This is a genomic window from Williamsia sp. DF01-3 (assembly GCF_023051145.1).
Classification (GTDB): domain Bacteria; phylum Actinomycetota; class Actinomycetes; order Mycobacteriales; family Mycobacteriaceae; genus Williamsia.
The window spans coordinates 3241122-3261179 of record NZ_JALKFS010000005.1; the positions used below are offsets into that span (position 1 = coordinate 3241122).

21 protein-coding genes and 1 pseudogene are annotated in these 20058 nt (G+C 63.3%); 11 read left to right on the forward strand and 11 right to left on the reverse strand.

Features of this window, described 5'->3' with window-relative positions:
* Positions 1-28: 28 nt before the first annotated feature.
* From MVA47_RS17370 to MVA47_RS17380, 3 genes are all read right to left on the reverse strand, one after another.
* The gene (locus tag MVA47_RS17370; RefSeq protein WP_247208897.1) at positions 29-1168 is read right to left on the reverse strand and encodes an FAD-dependent oxidoreductase; all 1140 of its coding nucleotides are present in this window, start codon (positions 1166-1168) and stop codon (positions 29-31) included.
* Positions 1165-2046 carry a DUF1295 domain-containing protein gene (locus MVA47_RS17375; protein WP_247208898.1) on the reverse strand — a complete coding sequence of 294 codons (882 nt, stop codon included), beginning with the start codon at positions 2044-2046 and terminating at the stop codon, positions 1165-1167. Before MVA47_RS17375 ends, MVA47_RS17370 begins: the two co-directional genes overlap by 4 nt.
* A gap of 82 nt (positions 2047-2128) precedes the next feature.
* Positions 2129-3067 carry a UbiA family prenyltransferase gene (locus MVA47_RS17380; protein WP_247208899.1) on the reverse strand — a complete coding sequence of 313 codons (939 nt, stop codon included), beginning with the start codon at positions 3065-3067 and terminating at the stop codon, positions 2129-2131.
* 171 nt (positions 3068-3238) lie between these two features.
* Here MVA47_RS17380 and MVA47_RS17385 point away from each other — a divergent pair.
* Positions 3239-3900, forward strand: a pseudogene (locus MVA47_RS17385) (alpha-ketoglutarate-dependent dioxygenase AlkB).
* Positions 3901-3904: 4 nt separating this feature from the next.
* Here MVA47_RS17385 and MVA47_RS17390 read toward each other — a convergent pair.
* On the reverse strand, positions 3905-5917 hold the full coding sequence (locus MVA47_RS17390; protein WP_247210870.1) for an SDR family oxidoreductase: 2013 nt from the start codon (positions 5915-5917) through the stop codon (positions 3905-3907).
* A gap of 219 nt (positions 5918-6136) precedes the next feature.
* Positions 6137-7123 carry a diguanylate cyclase domain-containing protein gene (locus MVA47_RS27075; RefSeq protein WP_247208900.1) on the reverse strand — a complete coding sequence of 329 codons (987 nt, stop codon included), beginning with the start codon at positions 7121-7123 and terminating at the stop codon, positions 6137-6139.
* A gap of 356 nt (positions 7124-7479) precedes the next feature.
* On the opposite strand from MVA47_RS27075, the gene MVA47_RS17400 reads away from it, so the two are divergent.
* The 7 genes from MVA47_RS17400 (at position 7480) to MVA47_RS17430 (ending at position 12061) form a co-directional block, all read left to right on the forward strand.
* Entirely contained in the window at positions 7480-8283 is an 804-nt protein-coding gene (locus MVA47_RS17400; protein WP_247208902.1) for a hypothetical protein, read from the forward strand.
* Between the two features lie 4 nt (positions 8284-8287).
* The gene (locus MVA47_RS17405; protein ID WP_023958217.1) at positions 8288-8716 is read left to right on the forward strand and encodes a phage holin family protein; all 429 of its coding nucleotides are present in this window, start codon (positions 8288-8290) and stop codon (positions 8714-8716) included.
* A complete protein-coding gene (locus MVA47_RS17410; protein ID WP_247208904.1) occupies positions 8713-9345 on the forward strand; it encodes a DUF3618 domain-containing protein in 633 nt (210 codons plus the stop codon). The genes MVA47_RS17405 and MVA47_RS17410 overlap by 4 nt, the downstream gene beginning before the upstream one ends.
* Before the next feature lie 128 nt (positions 9346-9473).
* Positions 9474-9863 (forward strand): DUF732 domain-containing protein, encoded by a 390-nt coding sequence (locus tag MVA47_RS17415; RefSeq protein WP_023958213.1) that lies wholly within the window; start codon positions 9474-9476, stop codon positions 9861-9863.
* An 86-nt stretch (positions 9864-9949) separates the two neighbouring features.
* Positions 9950-10378: a helix-turn-helix domain-containing protein gene (locus MVA47_RS17420; RefSeq protein WP_247208906.1), complete on the forward strand. Its 429-nt coding sequence runs from the start codon at positions 9950-9952 to the stop codon at positions 10376-10378.
* Between the two features lie 43 nt (positions 10379-10421).
* Positions 10422-10766, forward strand: a complete 345-nt coding sequence (gene trxA, locus MVA47_RS17425; RefSeq protein ID WP_247208907.1) for a thioredoxin — start codon at positions 10422-10424, stop codon at positions 10764-10766.
* A gap of 71 nt (positions 10767-10837) precedes the next feature.
* Positions 10838-12061, forward strand: a complete 1224-nt coding sequence (locus tag MVA47_RS17430) for a sodium:proton antiporter (protein ID WP_247208908.1) — start codon at positions 10838-10840, stop codon at positions 12059-12061.
* Between the two features lie 7 nt (positions 12062-12068).
* Here the strand turns inward: MVA47_RS17430 and MVA47_RS17435 are convergent, their stop codons facing one another.
* From MVA47_RS17435 to MVA47_RS17450, 4 genes are all read right to left on the reverse strand, one after another.
* Positions 12069-12899 carry a hypothetical protein gene (locus MVA47_RS17435; protein ID WP_247208910.1) on the reverse strand — a complete coding sequence of 277 codons (831 nt, stop codon included), beginning with the start codon at positions 12897-12899 and terminating at the stop codon, positions 12069-12071.
* 23 nt (positions 12900-12922) lie between these two features.
* Complete coding sequence (locus tag MVA47_RS17440) at positions 12923-13402, reverse strand: nitroreductase family deazaflavin-dependent oxidoreductase (protein ID WP_247208912.1); 480 nt, start codon at positions 13400-13402, stop codon at positions 12923-12925.
* A gap of 56 nt (positions 13403-13458) precedes the next feature.
* Entirely contained in the window at positions 13459-14700 is a 1242-nt protein-coding gene (locus MVA47_RS17445) for a low temperature requirement protein A (RefSeq protein ID WP_247208914.1), read from the reverse strand.
* 135 nt (positions 14701-14835) lie between these two features.
* Positions 14836-15300, reverse strand: coding sequence for a DoxX family protein (locus MVA47_RS17450; protein ID WP_247208915.1), 465 nt, complete (start codon positions 15298-15300; stop codon positions 14836-14838).
* Positions 15301-15413: 113 nt separating this feature from the next.
* On the opposite strand from MVA47_RS17450, the gene MVA47_RS17455 reads away from it, so the two are divergent.
* Positions 15414-15884, forward strand: a complete 471-nt coding sequence (locus tag MVA47_RS17455; protein WP_247208917.1) for a MarR family winged helix-turn-helix transcriptional regulator — start codon at positions 15414-15416, stop codon at positions 15882-15884.
* A 27-nt stretch (positions 15885-15911) separates the two neighbouring features.
* On the opposite strand, the gene MVA47_RS17460 is transcribed toward MVA47_RS17455, so the two are convergent.
* Positions 15912-17027, reverse strand: a complete 1116-nt coding sequence (locus MVA47_RS17460) for a hypothetical protein (protein WP_247208919.1) — start codon at positions 17025-17027, stop codon at positions 15912-15914.
* On the reverse strand, positions 17024-18142 hold the full coding sequence (locus tag MVA47_RS17465) for a phosphotransferase family protein (protein ID WP_247208920.1): 1119 nt from the start codon (positions 18140-18142) through the stop codon (positions 17024-17026). Before MVA47_RS17465 ends, MVA47_RS17460 begins: the two co-directional genes overlap by 4 nt.
* Positions 18143-18238: 96 nt before the next feature.
* Between MVA47_RS17465 and MVA47_RS17470 the strand changes: the two genes are divergently transcribed.
* Both MVA47_RS17470 and MVA47_RS17475 read left to right on the forward strand, forming a co-directional pair.
* Positions 18239-18889 (forward strand): TetR/AcrR family transcriptional regulator, encoded by a 651-nt coding sequence (locus MVA47_RS17470; RefSeq protein ID WP_247208921.1) that lies wholly within the window; start codon positions 18239-18241, stop codon positions 18887-18889.
* Positions 18879-19901: an LLM class flavin-dependent oxidoreductase gene (locus tag MVA47_RS17475; RefSeq protein ID WP_247208923.1), complete on the forward strand. Its 1023-nt coding sequence runs from the start codon at positions 18879-18881 to the stop codon at positions 19899-19901. Before MVA47_RS17470 ends, MVA47_RS17475 begins: the two co-directional genes overlap by 11 nt.
* Positions 19902-20058 lie beyond the last annotated feature (157 nt).

Genomic DNA, 20058 nt, shown 5'->3' on the forward strand with positions numbered 1-20058 from the left:
ACCGATTTGCTATATGCAACACGGCCATTCATGAGATGACGCCGGAACTTTCCGGGTCACGATCCCGCACTCCCCCGTAAATTCCACGCCTGACGATCCACGGTTGCAGCACACGGTCGATCGACCAGGCCGGGAAGCGAAACGGGCGGCCTGAGGGTGTGAACACCTCGAGCCCGTCCGGTTGGACGCCTAGGACTGATCCCCACCTCCGATTGCGCGGACGGTAACCACGTAATGAACGCCCCGCCAATTCCGCACGAACATTGCGAGCGACGAGGCGGTCGGCCCTGTTCCGAGCCGAACCACGCAGGGGATCGCTTGCAGCCACATCCCCCACAGCGAAAACACCCGGGTGCCCCGGTACTCGCAGCTGGTCGTTCACGCGAACGAATCCCTCAGCGTCGAGCACGCTTTCGGGCAGCCAGCCGGTGTTCGGACGAACGCGGCCGACCGCCCACAACACTGCGTCAGCTGACTCAGGAGCCTGCCCGGTGGTCCACGTGACGGATCCCGTAGTGATCTCATCGCCGACGAACCCGTCGTCCAAGGCGGCACGATGGCCAGGGTGGAGCTGAACTCCGAGGTCCATCAAACGGCCTCGAACACGGCGCCAGGTTCGGATGTGGTGTTGGGGAAGAGCTCTCTCGCCGGGGTACCACAAGCTGACCTTTTTCTCCGGCCACCTGCCTGCCACGTTGGCCGCACTGCTGACAGCTGCCGCGCCGCCTCCGATCACCATCACAGATGGTGCCGCAGCGAGCCGTTCATGCGCTGCGAGCAGACCGGCCCTGACCTCGTCGGGCGACTGCATCACGGGTGTACGCCAGAATCCGTTGCTGACTCCTGTCGAGATGACCAGAGCGTCATACGATTCGATCGACGTCGAGTCGTCCGCACTCCTCACGGCCAGGTTTCGTGCCACCAGGTCGACGTCGGTGATCGTGCCGTGGACCGTGCGAACGCCATCGAGGCCCCGAAAGCGGTCGAAGGAGACCCAGTAGTCACGAGACCAGTCGTCCGGTCGGCTCAACCGCGTTCCCAATTCCTGCCCGCTGACGAGACCAGGTTTGACCGAGATACCCACGACATCGACGTGCCCCGCCAGGTGAATCGCCGTCAGCACCCCGCTGTCGCCGAGGCCGGCCACGACAACTCGCTTGCGTGTCACACGGTCACCCGTCGCGGACGCCATGGGACAAATCTCGGTACGCGGTCGATCACATCCTGGTATCCCGCCCGGCGTTCCAGACTGCGCTTCTCCATCATCGGAATGCTGGCTCCCAAGAACATCCCGAGCATTGCGGCGGCGCCCAGGAACAACCACCACGCATCAGACGGCGACACAGCGACCCCGAACAGCGCCAAGGCAAACCAGAAACCGAACTCCCCGAAGTAGTTCGGGTGTCTCGACCAGCCCCACAGACCCCGGTCCATCACCTCTCCGGGTCTTCCGTCCCGAACGAATCGATGTAGCTGAGCGTCGGCGACGAGCTCGAGCCCCACCGCGGCCAGTCCCACGACGAACGCGATCGCGGTGAGCCAGCTGATGTCGTCACCCGGACGGGTGACGGCGATGTAGACCGGGAGCATTCCCGCGAAGACCTGCAAGGTGGGGATCACGTGGATGGCAAGAAGATCGGTGACGAACTCGAATCGGCCGGCCTGACCGCGCAGCATCCCGTACCGCCAGTCCTCGTGGTGCAGGCCGGGAAAACCGTGAATCCAGTTCGCCGTCAGCCGTACTGCCCAGAGCGTCACCACGATCGCGATCAACCAGCAATGCACCTCGTCGACGCCGAGATCGCCGCCGGCCCACCAATAGATCATCAGGAGAGGCGGAACGACACTCCAATAGGCGTCGTAAAAACTGGAGTTGCGATAGAACCGGCTGAACCCGAAGATGACCACGGTCGCCAGAACGTCGGCAATCAACGTGTCCAGCCACAGCCATGCCGTCTTCGGGCCCCATCCCAACCAGAGGACCGCCACGAGGATGGCGATGGAGTAGGCCGCTGCGATGCGTACGAGTGATGCTGTCTTCGTCACGAGGTCTGATGATGCCAGTACCGATCCCACCGGTGCCGTAAATCGACCATCATGGCCTCCTGCCGATCCCGCCGAAGCGGGCTCAGGCCAGAACGATCACCGCGCACATCGTGAGCGCCACGTGGACGAGGCTGTACAACTTGTAGGCCAGACGGTTCCGTGACCGAGTGTTGCGGATCGCGGTGAGAACGGCCGTTGGCCAACACAACAGCGCCATGAGGCCTGAGGCGATCGCGACTGCGACATCGGATCCTCCGCTGGTGCGGAACAGGACCAGGTAACCGACCGCCGGCCAGATCACCATCATCACCACGAACCAGGTGCGCACAGCGGTGGCTCCGAAGAGCAGCGGCTGGGTCACCCGTCCGATGATCCGGTCACCACCCATGTCCCGGACATCTTCGATCGAGAGAGGGATGATGAACATCGTGGCCAACGCGACTATCCAGAACCAGGCTGTGGCGTCCAGTGAATGCGCTATCGCCCACGAACCCCCGAGCTGAGCGATCACACCTACCCACGTCGTGACCGGCTTCCACAAGATGTAGAACCGGGGCTTGAGGAAACGGTGTGTGATCTGCACCGTCGCTATCCAGACGACGGCGGCAACAAAGGTGGTGAGACCGAGCGTTGCCGAGAGGCCGACAAAGATGGCCGAGCCGGCGTAGTTCCTGCGCCACATCCCCGCCGGCGTGACCAGGCCTGACGGAATCGGGCGGTAGGGCTTGTTCGCATGGTCTTCTTCGGAGCCGCCCGCTTGATTGGCGGTGTCGAAGACATAGATGAAGAGCATCGACCACAGCACACTCGCGACTATCGCGACGGCCAGATCGATCGCATCGAGATCGAATCGCAGCGCGGCAGTCAACGTGAAGAGCACCGGCGGCAGGCTTGCGACCCAGACGTTGTCGGCGTTGAGCCTGGCGGTGACAACAAGCTCACGGCGCAAACTCCACCGCGGTGTCACAGCTCGTGGAGACTTCTCCTCGACGTGCACGACTTCCCCGTCTTCCTCAACCATCGGTCGGCAAATTGCCGAATGCCAATACGCTACTGAACACGCGTTCACAGTTCGAACCGAACCTCGGTCAACCGCTCATCGCCAGAATCCGCCTCGGGGCGGAACAATCGTTTGTACCGCCCGGCCGGCGTCGGCAATGACTTGAAAGGAGCCCACCAATTGAATCAGCTCCTGCTCGGCGAGGGATTTCCCCACCGGCCTCGCCGGGAGCTCGCACCCGGCGCGGTCCATATCCCGGCCTGGTTGACGCTCGAGCAGCAGCGGTGGCTCGTGGCGCAGTTCAACGAGTGGGCGACCGGACCGGTACCCATCCGCGCGGCGCGGGTGCGTGGTCGTGAGATGTCGGTGCAGATGGTGTGTCTCGGGTGGCATTGGCAGCCGTATCGGTACAGTCGGACGGCCACCGATGTCAACGGTGCGCGAGTCCTCGACTTCCCGGACTGGATGGCCCGACTCGGCCGCAAGGCAGTCGCAGACGCTGCCGAGCACACGCCGTCCGGGGAGGCCTATGAGCCGGACGTCGCCCTCGTCAATTACTACGACGACTCTGCTCGCATGGGAATGCACCAGGACAAGGACGAGCTCTCCAGAGCGCCTGTTGTCTCCCTGTCGATCGGTGACACATGCCGATTCCGATTCGGGAACACCGAGAGCCGGACTCGCCCGTACACCGACATCGACCTCGAATCCGGCGATCTGTTCGTCTTCGGGGGCCTTCGCGGCTGGCCTACCACGGGGTCACGAAGATATACCCGCAAACCGCACCATCCGGTTGCGGTCTGACCCAGGGCCGGATCAACATCACCATTCGGATGACAGGGATGGAGGGCTGACCGCCTACCAGTAGATTCCGGGGACGAGACGCGCAATCCGTTTCGCGGACTTGGGGATCGGCGGGGTGACCGGCAGGCTCGACCGCGCCTGACGATCTGCCGACGGCTCCGCCGAAGCGGCTCCGTCATCCGCCGGTGCACCCTTGGCTGCGGCGGAGTCCGGGAACAGGCGGTAGGCCTGATGCAACAAGAGATGTTTGAAGCGGGGCGCGAACAACCCGGTGAACTCGGCAGCGGTACCGACCGGGGTGTCGATCCTGTCGGGACGTTTCTCGAGCGCGCGGACCACCATCTTCGCCGCGTCGTCGGGTGAGGCCACAGGAAGCGATTGATAGATCGTCGTGGGCGCGATCATCGGAGTCCGCACCAACGGCATCCGGATCGAGGTGAACGTGATCCCGTCGTCCAGGGTTTCCGACGCGATCACGTCGCTGAACGCATCAAGCGCCGCTTTGCTCGCGACGTAAGCCGAGAACCGCGGCACCTTGCTCTGCACCCCGATGGACGAGATGTTCACGATGTGGCCGAAACGACGTTCGCGCATCGATGGCAGCAGCGCGAGGACCAACCGAACGGCCCCGAAGTAGTTGACCGCCATGGTTCGTTCGAAATCATGCATCCGGTCCGTCGACTGCGCGATGCTCCGCCGAATGGAACGACCGGCATTGTTGACGAGGTAGTCGACGTGGTCGTGTTCGTCGAGGGCCGTCTTGACCATGGTCTCCACCGATTCGTGATCGGTGATGTCGCACGGGTAGCCGAACGCCGAACCTCCCTCTGCTCGAATGTCTTCCACTGCCGCCTGTAGGTCCTCTGCGCCGCGAGCGATGAGCAGGACCGTCGCTCCGCGTTGGGCGATCTTGTGCGCGGAGGCCAGACCGATTCCCGACGATGCACCCGTGATCATCACGACCCGGTCTGTGAGTTCTCCTGCGGGACTGGGCCTTCGGGCCAGATCCGGATCCAGGTGGTCGTACCAGTACCGCCAGAGCTTGTCGGCATACGATCCGAACTTCGGTACTGTCAGACCACTGTCGGCCAGAGCAGCTCTTGTGGTCGCCGAGGCGAACAGAGAGGGGAACGTGAGATGTTCGATGACCACGGGCGGTATCCCGATCTGGTCGAGCACGAGATCGCGCGCGATCTTCACGCCCGGTAGATCGCCGAGCCCGAGAAGCGGACGTGCGATCGGCGCCGGTACAGAGCCCACCGCCATCGGCGCACCTGCGGCACGCGCCAGTGCTCCGTAGACCTCGCGGACCGACTGGGGCTTCGGGTTGACCAGATGGAAGGCCCGCCCGTCGAGGCCGGGCTGCAACATGAGCTCCACGAGCGCCGCGGCTACGTAGTCGACAGGCACCATGTTGGTGGTGCCGATGTCAGGTACCGCGGTGGGCAGAAACGACGGCAGTCGGCTGAGCATTCTCAGTGCGGTGAAGAAGTAGTACGGACCGTCGATCTTGTCCATCTCGCCGGTCTCCGAGTTACCGACGACGATTGCAGGCCGGTACACCCGCCACTTCAGTCCCGGTGATTGACGAACCAACTGCTCGGCGATGAACTTCGTCTCGTGGTACGGCGAGGGAAGCCCTTGCCCCAGGTCGAAATCGTCCTCGGTGAAGACTCCGGCATGGTCGCCCGCCACCGCCACCGAGGACACGTGGTGGAACGTGGCGTCGAGTTCGTGAGCCAGGTCGATCATCGATCGGGTGCCGTCGACATTGGCCGCCTTCGATTCCTCGGCGCTTGCGGTCATGTCGTACACCGCACCGAGATGCAGGACGTGATCTGCTGCCGGCGGCGGCTTCTCGAGGCCCAGTCCCGGCGCGGTGAGGTCCCCGACGATCGGAACCACCCGATCGCCGCCCACCCAGGTGGCTGCCAGCCGCTCCATCCGCTCGACGGAAGCTTTGCGCACCAGCACATAGACCTGAGACTTGGGATCTCGTTCGAGAAGTTTTGGCAATACGTTCCGACCAAGGAAGCCGGTTCCACCGCTCACCATGTATGCCATCAGACCTCGACCTCCACGCTCATCGTTCACACTCGGCTGTCGGCGCGCGTTACTCGTCGGTAACGAGGGTAGGTCAACAGATCGCCCAGCAACTCCCGGTTCTGTATATTCCCGGCGACCTACCCGCCGGGCGATCACCAGCGAGTCACATGTTCGTACCGACGATCCGACCGCCGCCTGCGTTCTTGGCCCGGTACATCGCCGCGTCGGCGTTACCGACCATCACATCGACGATGTCGCCGTTCGGCGGGGGCCACGAGGGCACAAACGTCGTGACCGTCCCGATGCTGACGGAGACGAAATCGGTGCCTTCTCCCCCGCAAGACTCTGCCGGATCCGTTCGGCGAAGGCCTGGGCCTGCTTGGCATCGAGGTGCGCGAAGATCGCGAACTCGTCGCCTCCGATTCTCGCGAGAGCGTCAGCTCCCCGGCACAAATCGGCAAGGCAGTTCGCTGTGCGCGTCAGAACGGCATCCCCGGTGATGTGGCCGTGCGCGTCGTTGATCGATTTGAACTTGTCGATGTCGACCACAAACGCGGTGAGTGGTGACCACGGCGGATAGACAGCATGCGACTGCTGCAACGCCTCGGCCAGACCACGCCTGTTCAACACGCCGGTGAGTGCGTCCGTGAACGACTCCTTCGCGTCGCGACGCAGGAATGTGAGCGCGATCTGCGCGAGGATGTTCGTCGAGAGTCCGGCGCACATTGCGGTGAGTGCGAGCGCGGAGGCCACCAGGACGGACGTGCCAGGCGACATCACCGAGTACGTGTACGTGGCAACGATGACAACAAAAAGGTAGGCCAGCTGCGCGGACATCAATCGGGGCCCGTGAACAAAAGTCACGTACATCCCCGGGACCACAAACAGATTCAGCAGGGCAAGGGCCACGAGTGGCTCCCCGACGAACAAATAGGTGGTGATGGCCGCGTCGACGAAAACGACGAACCATGCCGAGGTCTTCTCGCGGGGCCACGGACCAAACCACCATGCGACCGAACAGACCGCGAAGCCCATCGCTGCCGCCAGCACAAGACCGTTGGTCAACAAGCACCCGCAGGGGTTGATCAAGATGACGAGTGCCCCGAACAACGCGTACACGAGGCAGCAGATCATCGCGCAGACACGGGTGACCAACAGCCACGTGCGCGACTCACCGTAGGTGTGCGCCCATTCGTAGTCGTAGGGCTGGGTGTACCACCAGCGCACAAGGCGAAAAACAACAGCCCAACGGTGTTTGCGAGATGGCTGTGGCAGACGAGGCTGTCCACGCTCGGTCCCGCGGAGAAGCCTCATTCACCTTCTATCGTGACGGATGGTCAAAGCGTTAGATCCTGTTCGCAGTCGAGCACGGACTGGTTCGGGTGTCGACACTGGACACCTACCTCAGACGACAGAACCCAGGCCGCGGTTTCATCTCGAAGAGATGGCGCAACAGACTGATTCCGTAGAAGTTGCCTTTCGGACAGATGATTGACGCTCGCAAATCTGGGTACATCGATCCTTAGGTTGGAGCCGACGGCCTATCTCTGCATCTACTTACTAGAGAGAACGCGAGACACACAATGACATCTTCAAGTGGTATTCCCATCCACGATCAGATGACGCCGAGTTCTGGGCCATCGCCGACTTCTGGTGAGACGTCAACCGCGGACGTCGCCAAGCAGCAAGCAGGCGATGTTGCAAGTGGCGCGACAGATGCCGGTAAGCATGTTGCATCGGTCGCAGGCGATCAGGCGTCGCAGGTCGCCGGCGAGGCCAAGACCCAGGCGAAAGACCTGCTGCACCAGACCAAGGGCGAACTGACAACGCAGGCTTCCGAGCAGCAGAAGCGTGTTGCCGGTGGTCTGCGGGCACTCTCCGACGAGTTCGGATCGATGGCCGACAAGTCCGAGAATCAGGGTATGGCAACCGATCTCACGCGTCAGGCCGCCCAGCACGCGCAGACGGTCGCATCGTGGCTCGACGACAGGGAGCCCGGCCAGATCCTGGACGAGGTGACCCGATTTGCCCGGCGCAAGCCCGGCATGTTCTTGGCTTTGGCTGCAGGTGCCGGTCTCGTGGCCGGGAGGCTCGGTCGAGGACTGACCGCAGCCAACAGTGACAGCGGCTCCAATGCGGGCGGAACGCCCAGTGCGGCGAACCTCCCCGACAACACGCAAACCGCGCCCATCCCGCCGATCCAGGCAGCTCCCCCGGTCGCCGGCTACGGCAGCGGACAGCATGCAGCGCCGCCTGCGCAGCCCGGTTACGTACCCGAGCCTCCCCGTACACCGTCGCGCCGGGATATCAAACGCAGCCCGGTTACCAGGCACAGCCGGGTTACCAGCAGCAGCCCGGCTACCAGCAGCCGCCGGCCCCGGGCGTGAACCCATGAGCGCCCCGTACGGCGCACACGCCGGAGAGGGAGCCGAGACAAACCCGCCATCGATAGGCGAACTGCTCTCGAATGTGAGCGAAGACCTGTCCATTCTCGTCCGTCAGGAACTCGCACTCGCGAAAGCCGAAGCCACTCAGACCGCCAGCCGGGTGGGCAAGGGTTCAGGAATGCTGGCAGGCGCTGCGGTGGCCGGCTACTTCGTACTCCTGTTCCTGTCCATCGCCCTGTGGTGGGGGCTCGGCAACGCGATCGGGCACGCATGGTCGGCCCTTGTGGTCATGTTGATCTGGGCCATCATCGCCGGTGTTCTGGCCGTCCTCGGTCGGACAGCACTGCGCAAGGCCAAAGGACTCCCGCAAACCACCGACACAGTCAAGAACATTCCCGGCGCACTGACGCCCCATCCCCAGGAGAGATCATGACCAGCAGTTCAGACCCCGATCAGATTCGTGCCGAGATCGAGCGCACCCGCGCGGCGCTCAGTTCAGACGTGGATACCCTTGCGTACGAGGCCAATCCGGCCACCATGGCCAAGCGAAAGGTCGGTCGCGTGACCGGTCGGCTCAGCGGCGTCCGTGAGCGCGTCATGGGTTCGGCTCAGGACTCCGCCCAGAATGCCTCGGCCACAACCAGTTCGGCAGCATCGTCGGTGACGGGTGCGGTTCAGTCCGCGTCCGGCACCGTTCAGGATGCCGTGCAGTCGGCACCCGGTGCGGCAAAGGCCCAGACCCAGGGCAACCCGTTGGCCGCCGGCTTGATTGCCTTCGGCGCGGGCTTGCTGGTGTCTGCGCTCATCCCCGCCAGCGAGAAAGAGCAGCAGGCGGCAGTGGCCCTCCAAGAGAAGGCTCAGCCCCTCACAGACGAGGTCACCGAGGTGGCCAAGCAGGCCGCACAGAATCTGCAGGGCCCGGCACAGGACGCGGCCGCAGCGGTCAAGGAGACAGCAACCGACGCTGCTGACACCGTCAAGCAGGAGGGCACATCTGCGGCCCAAGGCGTGCAGGAGCATGCGAAGGACGCGACAAACAAGGTTGCCGACCAACAGAAGTGACGTGGGGTGCCGCGCGGTGGGTCTCCTATCGCGCGGCCACGCGTGCGGCCGCGAACCGTTCGGGATCGATCCCGCCCCGCGATCCTTTATCGTTCTTGCACCACCCACAAAGGAAAAATGAGGCAGACATGAAGAAGTTCGCGGCACTGGTGGCATTCATCGGTTGCATGTTGTTCGCCGGCGCATGCAGCAGCGATGATGTGCAGGAAGCCACCGATCGAGCTACGGACAGCGCGAAGCAGGTGGCCGGTGACGTCTCGGACGCCACGGGGGATCTACGGGACGACGGCTACATCGAAGCTCTGAAGACTCAGGATGTGACGTTCGGTGATCGCACCAAGCAGATCGAGACCGGCAAACTGGCCTGCACGGAACTGTCCAACGGGTCGAGCATCGCCGACACCACAAAGAAGGTGGCCGAGGATGCCGGCATCAGCGAAGACAAGGCTCGAACGTTGATCAACATCGCCGTTCCCGCGTACTGCACGCAGAACTCGGCGAAACTCGCCGGCAACTGACCGTCTTTCACACCCCACTTCCGGCCCTGACCCAGTCAGGGCCGGAAGTTCATCTCCAGCTGGGTTCATAGTCTAGACTGTGAACCATGATCGACAGCGTGGCAGCAGTCCTCGGAACCGTGGGTGATCGCTGGGCTCTGCTCATCGTCCGGGAGGTGTCCCTGGGTCTGCGACGTTTTGACGAGATCCAGCGCGCCACCACCGCACCCCGGCAGGTGGTCTCCGATCGCCTTCGCCGTTTGACCGAAGCCGGCATCCTCGCAACCCGCCCCTACTCGGTACCGCGGCGGCGATCTCGCGATGAGTACGTGCTGACGGAGGCGGGGCTCGATCTGCTGCCCGTCCTGTCCGCACTGTCCGATTGGGGCGAGCGTCACCTCGGGTCCGGCGCGCTCCCCGACGTCGTCTACCGGCACAGCGGCTGCGGTGGCCGGATCACCGCAGTCCTGCGATGTGAATGTGGCGACCACGCCGATCCGCGCCACCGCCTCGTAGCCGAGGTCAATCGACTGTGACCACAGCCCTGCATCAACCGTCTGCACCTTTGGAGGACTGATCATGCCCCTCGTCCACGTATCGGATTCGTCGTTCGACAGCGACGTCCTGGGTGGTGACCGCCCTGTGCTCGTCGAATTCACCGCCCACTGGTGCCCACCCTGTCGGATGATCGCGCCGGTACTCGACCACATCGCCGTCGACGAAGCGGACGTCGTGGATGTGGTGGCGATGGATGTCGACGAAAATCCCGTCACGACAGCGCGTTACCGGGTCATGAGTATGCCAACGCTCGTGTTGTTCCACAACGGCCAAGAGCGGGCGCGCATCGTGGGTGCAAAGTCGCGGCAGGCAATCATGCGTGAGCTCCGGCCACACCTGCCGCAAGCTGCACCTGCACATCAATAAGTTGCGACCCACCCATCGCCGGGCTGAGGCATTTACGCTTTTCAGGTGCCGAAGCCTGATGGGAACGCCCGATGACGCCGTCGATTCTCATCGCGATGGTGGTCATCATCGGCTGGTCGCTTCTCGCCGGACGGCTCGAACGGTGGCGGATACCCGGTCCCCTGCTGATGGTCATCGCCGGCATCGCCATCGGTTTCAGCACTCGCAACGAGATCGGCAACACACTCAACACCGTGATCGCCGAACGAGCCGTGGAACTCATCCTGGCTCTGCTCCTGTTCGTCGATGCCACTGAGGTCAAAGGCGGTTACTTCGGAGGTGAGCGTGCCATCACCGCACGACTGCTCTGTATTGCCCTGCCTCTCTCGCTCATTCTCGCCACGGTGCTGGGAGTCCTTCTCCTGCCAGATCTATCGGTCGCCGTGGTGCTCATCGTGGCCTGCGTGGTGGTACCCACAGACTTCTCGCCGGCGTCCTCGATCTTGCGTGACAAACGCCTTCCGACGCGCGTTCGCCACGTGATCAATGTGGAGAGCGGATACAACGACGGCATCGTCGCACCGATCTTCGTCTTCGCTCTCACGCTCGCCGGCGACCACGAGCACGCCGCCACGCCCATCGAAGCGCTCGAGTCGGCGTTTCCTGCGGCAGCATTCGCCATCCTGGCCGGCGCCGCCGTGGGCCTGATCAGCGCGTGGCTGACCAATTCGGCTGTGCGCCTACACCTCACCACAGCTCAGTCACTCAGGATCGGGATCGTGATGATCCCACTGCTCGCCTATGGGTGCTCGGTCACCCTGGGCGGCAATGGTTTTGTGGCCGCATTCATCAGCGGCATCGCCTACCGGGCGGCCCGAAATCACCAAGAGCTGGGCGACGAACAATTGGGCCTGCTCGACGAAGTGGGCATTCTGGCCGGCCTGGTGATGTGGTTTGTCTTCGGGAGCACGTCGGTGCTGTTGCTGTCGCTCGGGATCGAGTGGTTGATCGTGCTGTACGTGCTGCTCGCCTTGACCGTCGTACGAATCGTGCCCGTCTACATCGCACTCACCGGGTCCGACCTCTCGCGGCCGGACCGATTACTCGTCGGCGCAATCGGCCCCCGCGGGACAGCGTCGATCGTGTTCGGGCTTCTCGCCTTCAACGCTCTCGACGACGACTTCGCCGGGGAGACCCTCTACGCGATGACCATCACCATCATCGGCAGTCTGGTCATCCACGGTGTGGGGTCGTCGCTGATCGCTCAGCGAATGGCCTCGGATGCACGTCCAGCGACCGCAAAGTCGGTGCGCTGACAACCGATCAGATGTCGGCGAGTTTCTTGCGGGCGGTCTCCAGTCGCGCTTGCGCTTGTTCGGCCTTGTGTTCTGCCGCAGTCACATTCGACGCGGCGGTACGTTCGGACTTGTGCGCGAACTGCCGTTCCTGCTCCGCCTGTGCCAGCTGGCTGCGCAGGTCTTCGATTCGCGAATCCAATTCGGCAACCCGATCGGCGGCTTCTTGCGCGTCGGCCTGGGCCGTGCCGACGGCTTCTCGAGCTTCGAGCTCAGCACGTTCGGCTGCGTCCACTTCGGTTTGCGCGTCGGCTTTCAGCTTCGTGGTGTCCGGCTTCCTCCCAGAAGTCGGCGGCTTCGATCTACCGCCCACCACCGTCATGCCCGCAGGACCCATACCGCTGTAGCTCGCTGCGGTGACGAGGCGTCCGGCCCGTACCAGATCGGCGATCTCCGGGTCGGCCAGTGCGGCGTGCAGCGATTGCCCGACCTCACGGGCCGCCGTCTCACTCACCTGCTGCCCCCGTGTTGCCGCCAACTCACCCGCTCGGCGCGCCATCGCCCGGATCACGCGCTGTCGTTGAGTGGTCAGTGCGCGTAGGTCGTCGCCCGACAGATGACGTTGTGCGTCGCGGAGGGCCTCGCCCAGTTCGAGTAGTTCTTCCACTTGCTCGGGTTCTTCTCGAGCGAAGTTGTTCACCACCCAGGCGACCAGAGTCGGCTTGCGCATCTTGCCTATCGCGGTCGCGAGTTCGCGATCACCTTCTTTGCGCGCCTGTGTGACACGAGCCTTGCGCGCTTCCACGAACTCGGCCGGGTCGAGCCCGTACAGCTCGTCGGCGACCTCGTCGATGTCCACCGGTCGACTTCCTGTGCCCCGCCCTACGAGCCGGAGGCGAGCGGCGAGAGGAAGAATACGGGAATCGTCCGCTCCGTGCGCTTCTCATAGACGGCGAAGTTCGGCCACACCGCGAGCATCCTCTGCCAGGCCTGGTCCCGTTCGGCTCCGGTCACCTCGCGCCACGAGACCTGGATGGTCTCGCGGCGATAGACGATCTCGGCTTTCTCGCAGGCACGGAGATTCAGAACCCATACCGGCATTTGTTTGGCCCCGAAGTACGAGCCCGCGATCAGCCAGCCGCCGTCCTGGGGCACACAGAGAAGCGGTGTGGATCGCGGGACTCCCGACTTCCGGCCCGGCACGGTCAACGTGATGTTCGGTAGACCGGCGATGTCGAGCGCACTGAGCCGCCCATTGCTGACCCGCTGCAGCCGGGTGTCCCACTTCTCGATCTGCGGCAGCAATTTCGGCATCCACGAGACCGCACCTATTTTAATCGCCACCGGCGTCAGAATCCCCACCGGAACAAGGCTACTCACAACAGCTTCACCTCACGGGAGAAGCGGCATCGCAGCCGTCATGTCTCGGTTGTGTCCATGGTGCTTCTGCGCCGCCGGACGGTCCCGGTGACCACCGCAACGATCGCGCCGACGGCCAGGACGATGGCCGACGCGAAGGGAAGGGCATTGTCGACGAACCCGACGATGATGACGGCAGGGATGGCCAGTGCCGGCCACGGGAAGATGGATTTCCAGTTGCTCGAACTCCAGCCGACGATGCAGCAGACACCGCTGATGAACAGCGCCAGGCCACCGCACAGCACCCACCGCCCGGTTGCCGTCAGTTCACCTACAGGGTGCAAGACGTACTGTTCGATGCCGACCCCGAGAAGTGCAGCACCGAGGGTGAGCGGCAGATGCCCGTAGATGTACCCATCGGCGCGGCCGCTTCCGACCGCACTCTCGTCGTCCTGCAGCAGGGTCTTCGCCTCTGCGCCACCGATGTCGAAGTACATCCACCACACGGCAGCCGCGATGGTGAAGCCGAGAGCAGCAACACTGAGCGACGACCACGCCCAATGGGTCTCGTGCATTCCGAGCACGATGGCCGAGATCGATTCACCGAGAACCAGGATCACGAACAAACCGAAGCGTTCCGGCAGATGTTCGAGGTGCAGTGGGACGTCAGGACCCCACCGGGTGGCTGCGAACGGCGCCATCGCTTCGATCGCGATCCCCAACGCCCAGAGCCAGTAGGTGATCGGCGACGGGGTCAGCAATGAGACCGTCCAGATCAGAGCGCTGACAACCGTCGCGGCGAAATACAGGTTGATCGTGACGCGGACTTCGCTGATGTGTCGCCATGCCCGCAGGTAGAGGCCGGCGAGGATCACTCGGGTGGCGATGTACCCGACTGCGAAAGCCACTGTGCCGTCGCCACCGACGGCCGCGGACGCGCTCGCCGCCATGACCGCGACCGCGAACGTGGCAGCCAGCTTCAGCACTCGGTAGAGGACGTCGTTCGTGTCGAATCTGTTCGCATACAGGGTGGTGGTGACCCACGACCACCAGGTGACCGCGAACAGACCGGCGAAGACCCCCACACCGTGCCACCCGAGATCGTCCTTCAGCGCCAGCGCGAGCTGGTGGATGACCAAAACGTACGCGAGGTCGAAGAACAGCTCGAGTCTTGTCGCAGCTCGATCATCTTCGGTACGCAGCCTAGGCGGCGCAATGAGCGGGGTGCGCTGGTCTCCCCCGCTGTCCGCACTGTCACCGTCGGATCGATCGCCCCCGAGCTCAGATGTGCGGTCAGCCATTACGTGGAAGGTCCTAACTGTTGGCCCCGACTAGGGGACGCGCGGCCTGAGCCGGCACGACGCATCCTCCGTCAGTACCCCGTGCAACGTAAACGCAAACCGGACATGTCACCACCCGTGTGGCGTGTACCGCGATCAGTTCGACGCGGCCACGGGGTTGCGTGGTTGTGTCGAACCTGCAGCCAGCCATCGAACACGCGGAGCCAGCAGGGCATCCACGCTGAGACGACCCGCGCCGACCACCGCCAAGAGCAGCGATCCCATCCCCAGCGACAACACCAGTTCATACCCGCCGTCGACCACCCAGAGGCCCATGTCGATGTGCGCGAAGAAGTAGGTGCCGAGCATGTCGAGCGCGAACAGGGCACCGACGATCGGGGTGAGCACACCGATGATGAGGGCGATTCCGCCGAGGATCTCGAGCCACGTGACCACAAATGCTGACACCGACGCCATGGGCACATCCATACCCTGGAAGCTGGCCTTGGTGCCGGCATACCCATAGGTGTTCAGTTTCTGGAGTCCATGCGCCAGGAACACCGACCCAATACCGATGCGCGCCAGCAGAATTCCGACACTCCGCACGATGGAATAGTTCATATCACCCTCGATCGACTCGTGAATCACTTGATGTTTCAAGTGAACCTTAGAGGGGCGATAATTGAAGCGTCAACTGAAGCATCAAGTACGCAGCGCGGGTTTACACTCGTTCCATGACTGGCCGACCGCCGACACGATGGCTCGACGAGCAGGAGATGGAGGCCTGGCTGCAGGTGGCTGTTCTGCTGTCCAGACTCCCGCATGCACTCGACGCCCAGCTGTTACGCGATGCCCAGTTGACCCACTTCGAGTACGAGGTCCTGGCCGCACTGTCAGAAGCACCCGGACGAACACTCCGGATGAGCGCCCTGGCCGAGTTGGCGAACGGATCCCTTTCTCGCCTGTCCCATGTCGTCAAACGGCTTGAACAACGCCAGTGGGTGTACCGCTCCGCCTGCCCCGAAGACGGTCGGTTCACCAACGCCGTCCTCACCGACGCCGGGTGGGAAAAAGTGGTGCAGACAGCACCGGGCTACGCCGAGAACGTCCGCAGACTGGTCATCGACCCGCTCACTCGCGCCCAGCTACGACAACTCGCCGCCATCGGACGGCGGATCAACGACGGCGGCCCACCGTCCCGATGAGGCCCGACAATCGCCACGGCCAACGGGTCACGGAGCCACAGAAAACCAGTCGGCAAAGCCCGATCGGTCGTGACGCCCGAGAGCTCCGTGCTCGAACAAGCCAAAACCTTCCGAGCCGTCCGCTCCAGGGCCGTGACACACCGCCCGCCCGACGTGATCGATCACCCCGAACATGATTCGTCCCGCGACGCTTTCGTCGGTGACGTCGTAGGTGCGTCGTTCGGTGAACTTCTCCCCTTTCCACATCCCATGGGTCCAGTCCGGGTCACCGCCGTATCCACCGCCGAGGTGGATCGGTACCGCCAGCCGTGATTCGATCTCGAGCCGCAACTGCTGTCCATCTGGGGTGGTGCACATGATGGTTGCGCCGGTGGGAGTTCGGGTTCCTGACTCGTACCGTATATCGACCTGCGGCCAGCCCAGTTGCTCGACTCGGCCGTCCTTCCACACCCGCGTGCAGTCGTTGAGGATCCGGTAACCGTCCGGGTTCTCTTGGATGATGAGAACGATGGCGAAGTCGTCGAAACGCATCGGCACATAGAGCCACCACATTCCGTCGAAGGGCGGGTCGGCCGGTTTACCGGCGGGTTCGGCTTCCCCGACCGGACGTATGCCCCACGAGCGGTCACGGGTCCCGACCCATTTCTCCGGGTCCACAGCAATGTCCTCTCCGTCGATGGTCAGAGTTCCGCTCCACGTGCCGACCTGAGCAAAACGCTGAGCCTGCAACGTGATCCGATTGCCGGTGCGCATGATGTGAGGCTGCTCCTGTAGGACGTCGAATGACCCTTCCCAGGTCATGTCCATCGCGATGCCCTCGGTCTCCTCCAAGATCAGACGCAATCTCCGCAGTGGCTCCACGACCTCGATCCGATAATTGCCGACGCGCTGGTTGAGCCGGTCGGAGTCGATGGCCTCACCGAGGTGGACCGCGGTCTGTACGTCACCGCGCCGCACGAGGACAAAGGCATCCTTGGTGTCGAGGTTGGGGTAATACCCGGCCCCGGTGATCACGAAGATGTCGCCGGTCCTGTCGTGCGCGTTCAGATAGCACCGGTCGTAGAAGTTGCGATCGCTCGCGTCCACCAACCCGATCGGTAGGGGCGCCTGGTGGATGGGGTACTCGTCCAGCGGCCCGATCACAGTGCATCCCTCGTGTTGTCGCCGATGAGGTCGGCGAGCAGTTGTCGATGATGGAACAGGCCGTCGACTTCTTCCGGCATCTCGATCTCCCCGAAGTGAACCTGCCGAGCTCCCGTTCTCATGAACACACATCCCCAGATGACTGCGGAATACGCGTAGAACCAGGTCAGGTCACCCAGCTCGACCCCGGTGAGCTCTGTGTACGTGCTCAGCACATCTTCTTCGCGCAACGTCGTCGGCATTCCCGGCAATCCGAGAGACGTCGTAATGTGCTGAAACACTTTGTGCGCAAAGATCATCCATGCCAAGTCGAGCTCACGTGGACCGAGTGCTGTCATCTCCCAATCCAGTACGGCCACGGGCTCGAAGTCTCGGTACACCGTGTTCCCCAGCCGGGCATCGCCCCAGAGCAAGACCGGTTCGGCCGCATCGGCTTGTGCCGGCCAGTTCTCTTCGAGCCAGACGAATGCGCGATCGAGCAACGACGAGCGCCCGATGCCCGGCACAGCGAATTCGTACCAGGACTTGCACCAGTTGACGTTGCGCCGCAACGCGGTATCGCCCGTCAACCCGTCGCCGAGGAACGCAAAGGTCTCCACGGGCTGAGGAATGGAGTGCAATTTCGCCAGAACCGCGACTGTCGCATCCTGCAGGTGCCGTTGGCGTTCGACCGGGGCGTCATGAAACCAGTTGTCGCCGAACGTATAGGGCATCACATCCGGGGGCACCACGCCTTCCACGTGATCCATCAGGAAGAAGGGCGTTCCGAGTACGTCCCCCGTCGCCTCCATCCAATGCACCCTGGGCACGGGAACGTCCGTCAGTTCACCCACCAGACGCATGACCTCGAACTGATGGTCAAGGCGATAGCTGGGGAACACCGGGATGTCTTCGTCCGACGGCGTCACCCGGGCCACCCACCGCTGCTTCTTCTGCTCGACGCCGTCGGTCCACACCGCGTTCAACACGATGGTCTCCGACGACATCCCATTCGAATCGATCCCGCTCTCCACCGTGATCTGCGGCTTCGCGCCACCGGGAACCACGGTGCACAGCCAGGACGCCAGTCGATCTGGAAGAGTGGTGACATCACGACTCGAGCGTTGGAGTTTCATGTCTGCAAGTGGTTGTTCAGCGGCCAAGGTGCCCCTCCGGAAACTCGTACGCCCCACCAGAAATGTGACGCAGATTACGGTACGGTCGGTTGCGTAATGAAAGCAGACGAGACAGTGGAAGACAAGACCGCCGGCGCCGGACGGCCACGTGACCCCCGCATCGACGAATCGATACTGGCCGCCACCGCAGAACTGCTCGTCACCATCGGTTACCCCGCCCTGACCCTTGCCGCGGTTGCCGAGAGAGCCGGTACAACCAAGACCGCCCTGTACCGGCGTTGGTCGGGCAAGGCGCACCTGGTCCATGAGGCTGCGTTTCCCGCAACGTGGACAACCCTCATCCCGGAATCCGGGGATCTCGCCACGGACATCCGGGCGATGATCGACGGTTCACGGAGGATGTTCACCGACCCGGTTGCACGGGCCGCCCTGCCAGGGCTTCTCGCCGAGATCGGGGCCGACCCGCAACTCAACGAACTCGTCATGCGGCGGTTCGAAGACGGCGTGTTCGCCGCCATGCGTACGCGTCTCGCGCAAGCTGTGGCTCGAGGTGAGGTCCGGGCGGGCGCGGATCCCGACCGATTACTCGAAGTCGTCGGCGGGACAACGATCATCCGGTTGATCATGCGACCAGGCGACGACCTCGACGATGAGTGGGTCGATCAGACCACCGAGCTGATCCTGCATGGCATTTCGCCCCCGGCGATCACCCGAGGCGGCCAGAAGGTGGCAGACAGTGCCACGTGAGGGCGAACCACTCCACAAGATGGGTTTTCTGACCATCGGGCGGTTTGATCCGGCTGATCCCGGAACCGGCCACGAGGAATTGCTGCGAACCATCGAAGTCGCGGAAGAACTCGGCTTCGACAGCGTGTGGCTTCGACACCGGCACCTGCAGTTCGGCATCTCCTCCCCCGTCGCGGTACTGGCTGCGGCAAGCCAGCGCACGAGCCGGATCGAACTCGGTACGGCGGTGATCCCACTCGGACTCGAGAATCCCTTGCGACTCGCCGAAGACCTGGCGACGGTGGATCTGCTGTCCGGGGGCCGGTTGAATCCTGGGGTCTCGGTGGGAACCCCGATGCGGTACGAGGACTTCAAACACAAGCTCTATCCCGAAACCCATGCGCAGGAGAACTTCAGCAAAGACCGGGTGATCCGGCTGATGGACAACATCCGCGGAGTACCGGTGAGTGACTTCGAGGGCACGGTTGGCATCGAGCAGTACTCGAGAATCGTCCAGCCACATTCACCCGGGCTGATCGACCGCCTGTGGTACGGCGGAATGATGTCCTCGGCGATCTGGGCCGGACAGCAAGGATTGAACTACCTGACCAGCTCGGTGGTGACCACCGAGGGCACATCCTCCACCGACTTCGCCGCGATACAGGCTGAGCACATCGACGCCTACCGCGCGCATCACCCGAACCCCGAAAAGGCCCGGGTGTCACAGGGATTGGTTGTCATCCCGACCGATTCGGCGACCCCGGAGCAGCGACGCAGATACCGCGACTACGCCGATGCCCGGTTCGACCGGACTCTCTCGCCTCAGGGCCCGCGCCGAATGCTCTTCGCCCCTGACATCGTCGGGACCTCGGATGAAATAGCGGAACGGTTGTTCGCCCACGCCGGCTTCCAGAGAGCCGGCGAGGTGGCGTTCGCGTTGCCCTTCTCGTTCGACGAGACCGACTATCTACAGATCATCACCGACATGGCCACCCACCTCGGCCCGAAGATCGGCTGGTCACCTAAAGCCTGAACGGCAGAGTTTGAACGGCCATCTGAGAACGTCGGCAGGCCTTCCATCCAGACGAACCCGACAACGAGAGTCCTCGGCGGCCCACCACAACGTCAGGTGTCCTTCGTGTCGGCGTCACCTCGGGGACCTCGGACAGACAGTTGATCCTGGTCGAGTA

Coding starts and splice junctions, on each gene's coding strand:
- MVA47_RS17380 (WP_247208899.1), bottom strand. CDS start 3,067: ATGGTTGAGGAAGACGGGGAAGTCGTGCACGTCGAGGAGAAGTCTCCA.
- MVA47_RS17400 (WP_247208902.1), top strand. CDS start 7,480: ATGACATCTTCAAGTGGTATTCCCATCCACGATCAGATGACGCCGAGT.
- MVA47_RS17405 (WP_023958217.1), top strand. CDS start 8,288: ATGAGCGCCCCGTACGGCGCACACGCCGGAGAGGGAGCCGAGACAAAC.
- MVA47_RS17410 (WP_247208904.1), top strand. CDS start 8,713: ATGACCAGCAGTTCAGACCCCGATCAGATTCGTGCCGAGATCGAGCGC.
- MVA47_RS17415 (WP_023958213.1), top strand. CDS start 9,474: ATGAAGAAGTTCGCGGCACTGGTGGCATTCATCGGTTGCATGTTGTTC.
- MVA47_RS17420 (WP_247208906.1), top strand. CDS start 9,950: ATGATCGACAGCGTGGCAGCAGTCCTCGGAACCGTGGGTGATCGCTGG.
- trxA (WP_247208907.1), top strand. CDS start 10,422: ATGCCCCTCGTCCACGTATCGGATTCGTCGTTCGACAGCGACGTCCTG.
- MVA47_RS17430 (WP_247208908.1), top strand. CDS start 10,838: ATGACGCCGTCGATTCTCATCGCGATGGTGGTCATCATCGGCTGGTCG.
- MVA47_RS17445 (WP_247208914.1), bottom strand. CDS start 14,700: ATGGCTGACCGCACATCTGAGCTCGGGGGCGATCGATCCGACGGTGAC.
- MVA47_RS17450 (WP_247208915.1), bottom strand. CDS start 15,300: ATGAACTATTCCATCGTGCGGAGTGTCGGAATTCTGCTGGCGCGCATC.
- MVA47_RS17455 (WP_247208917.1), top strand. CDS start 15,414: ATGACTGGCCGACCGCCGACACGATGGCTCGACGAGCAGGAGATGGAG.
- MVA47_RS17465 (WP_247208920.1), bottom strand. CDS start 18,142: ATGAAACTCCAACGCTCGAGTCGTGATGTCACCACTCTTCCAGATCGA.
- MVA47_RS17470 (WP_247208921.1), top strand. CDS start 18,239: ATGAAAGCAGACGAGACAGTGGAAGACAAGACCGCCGGCGCCGGACGG.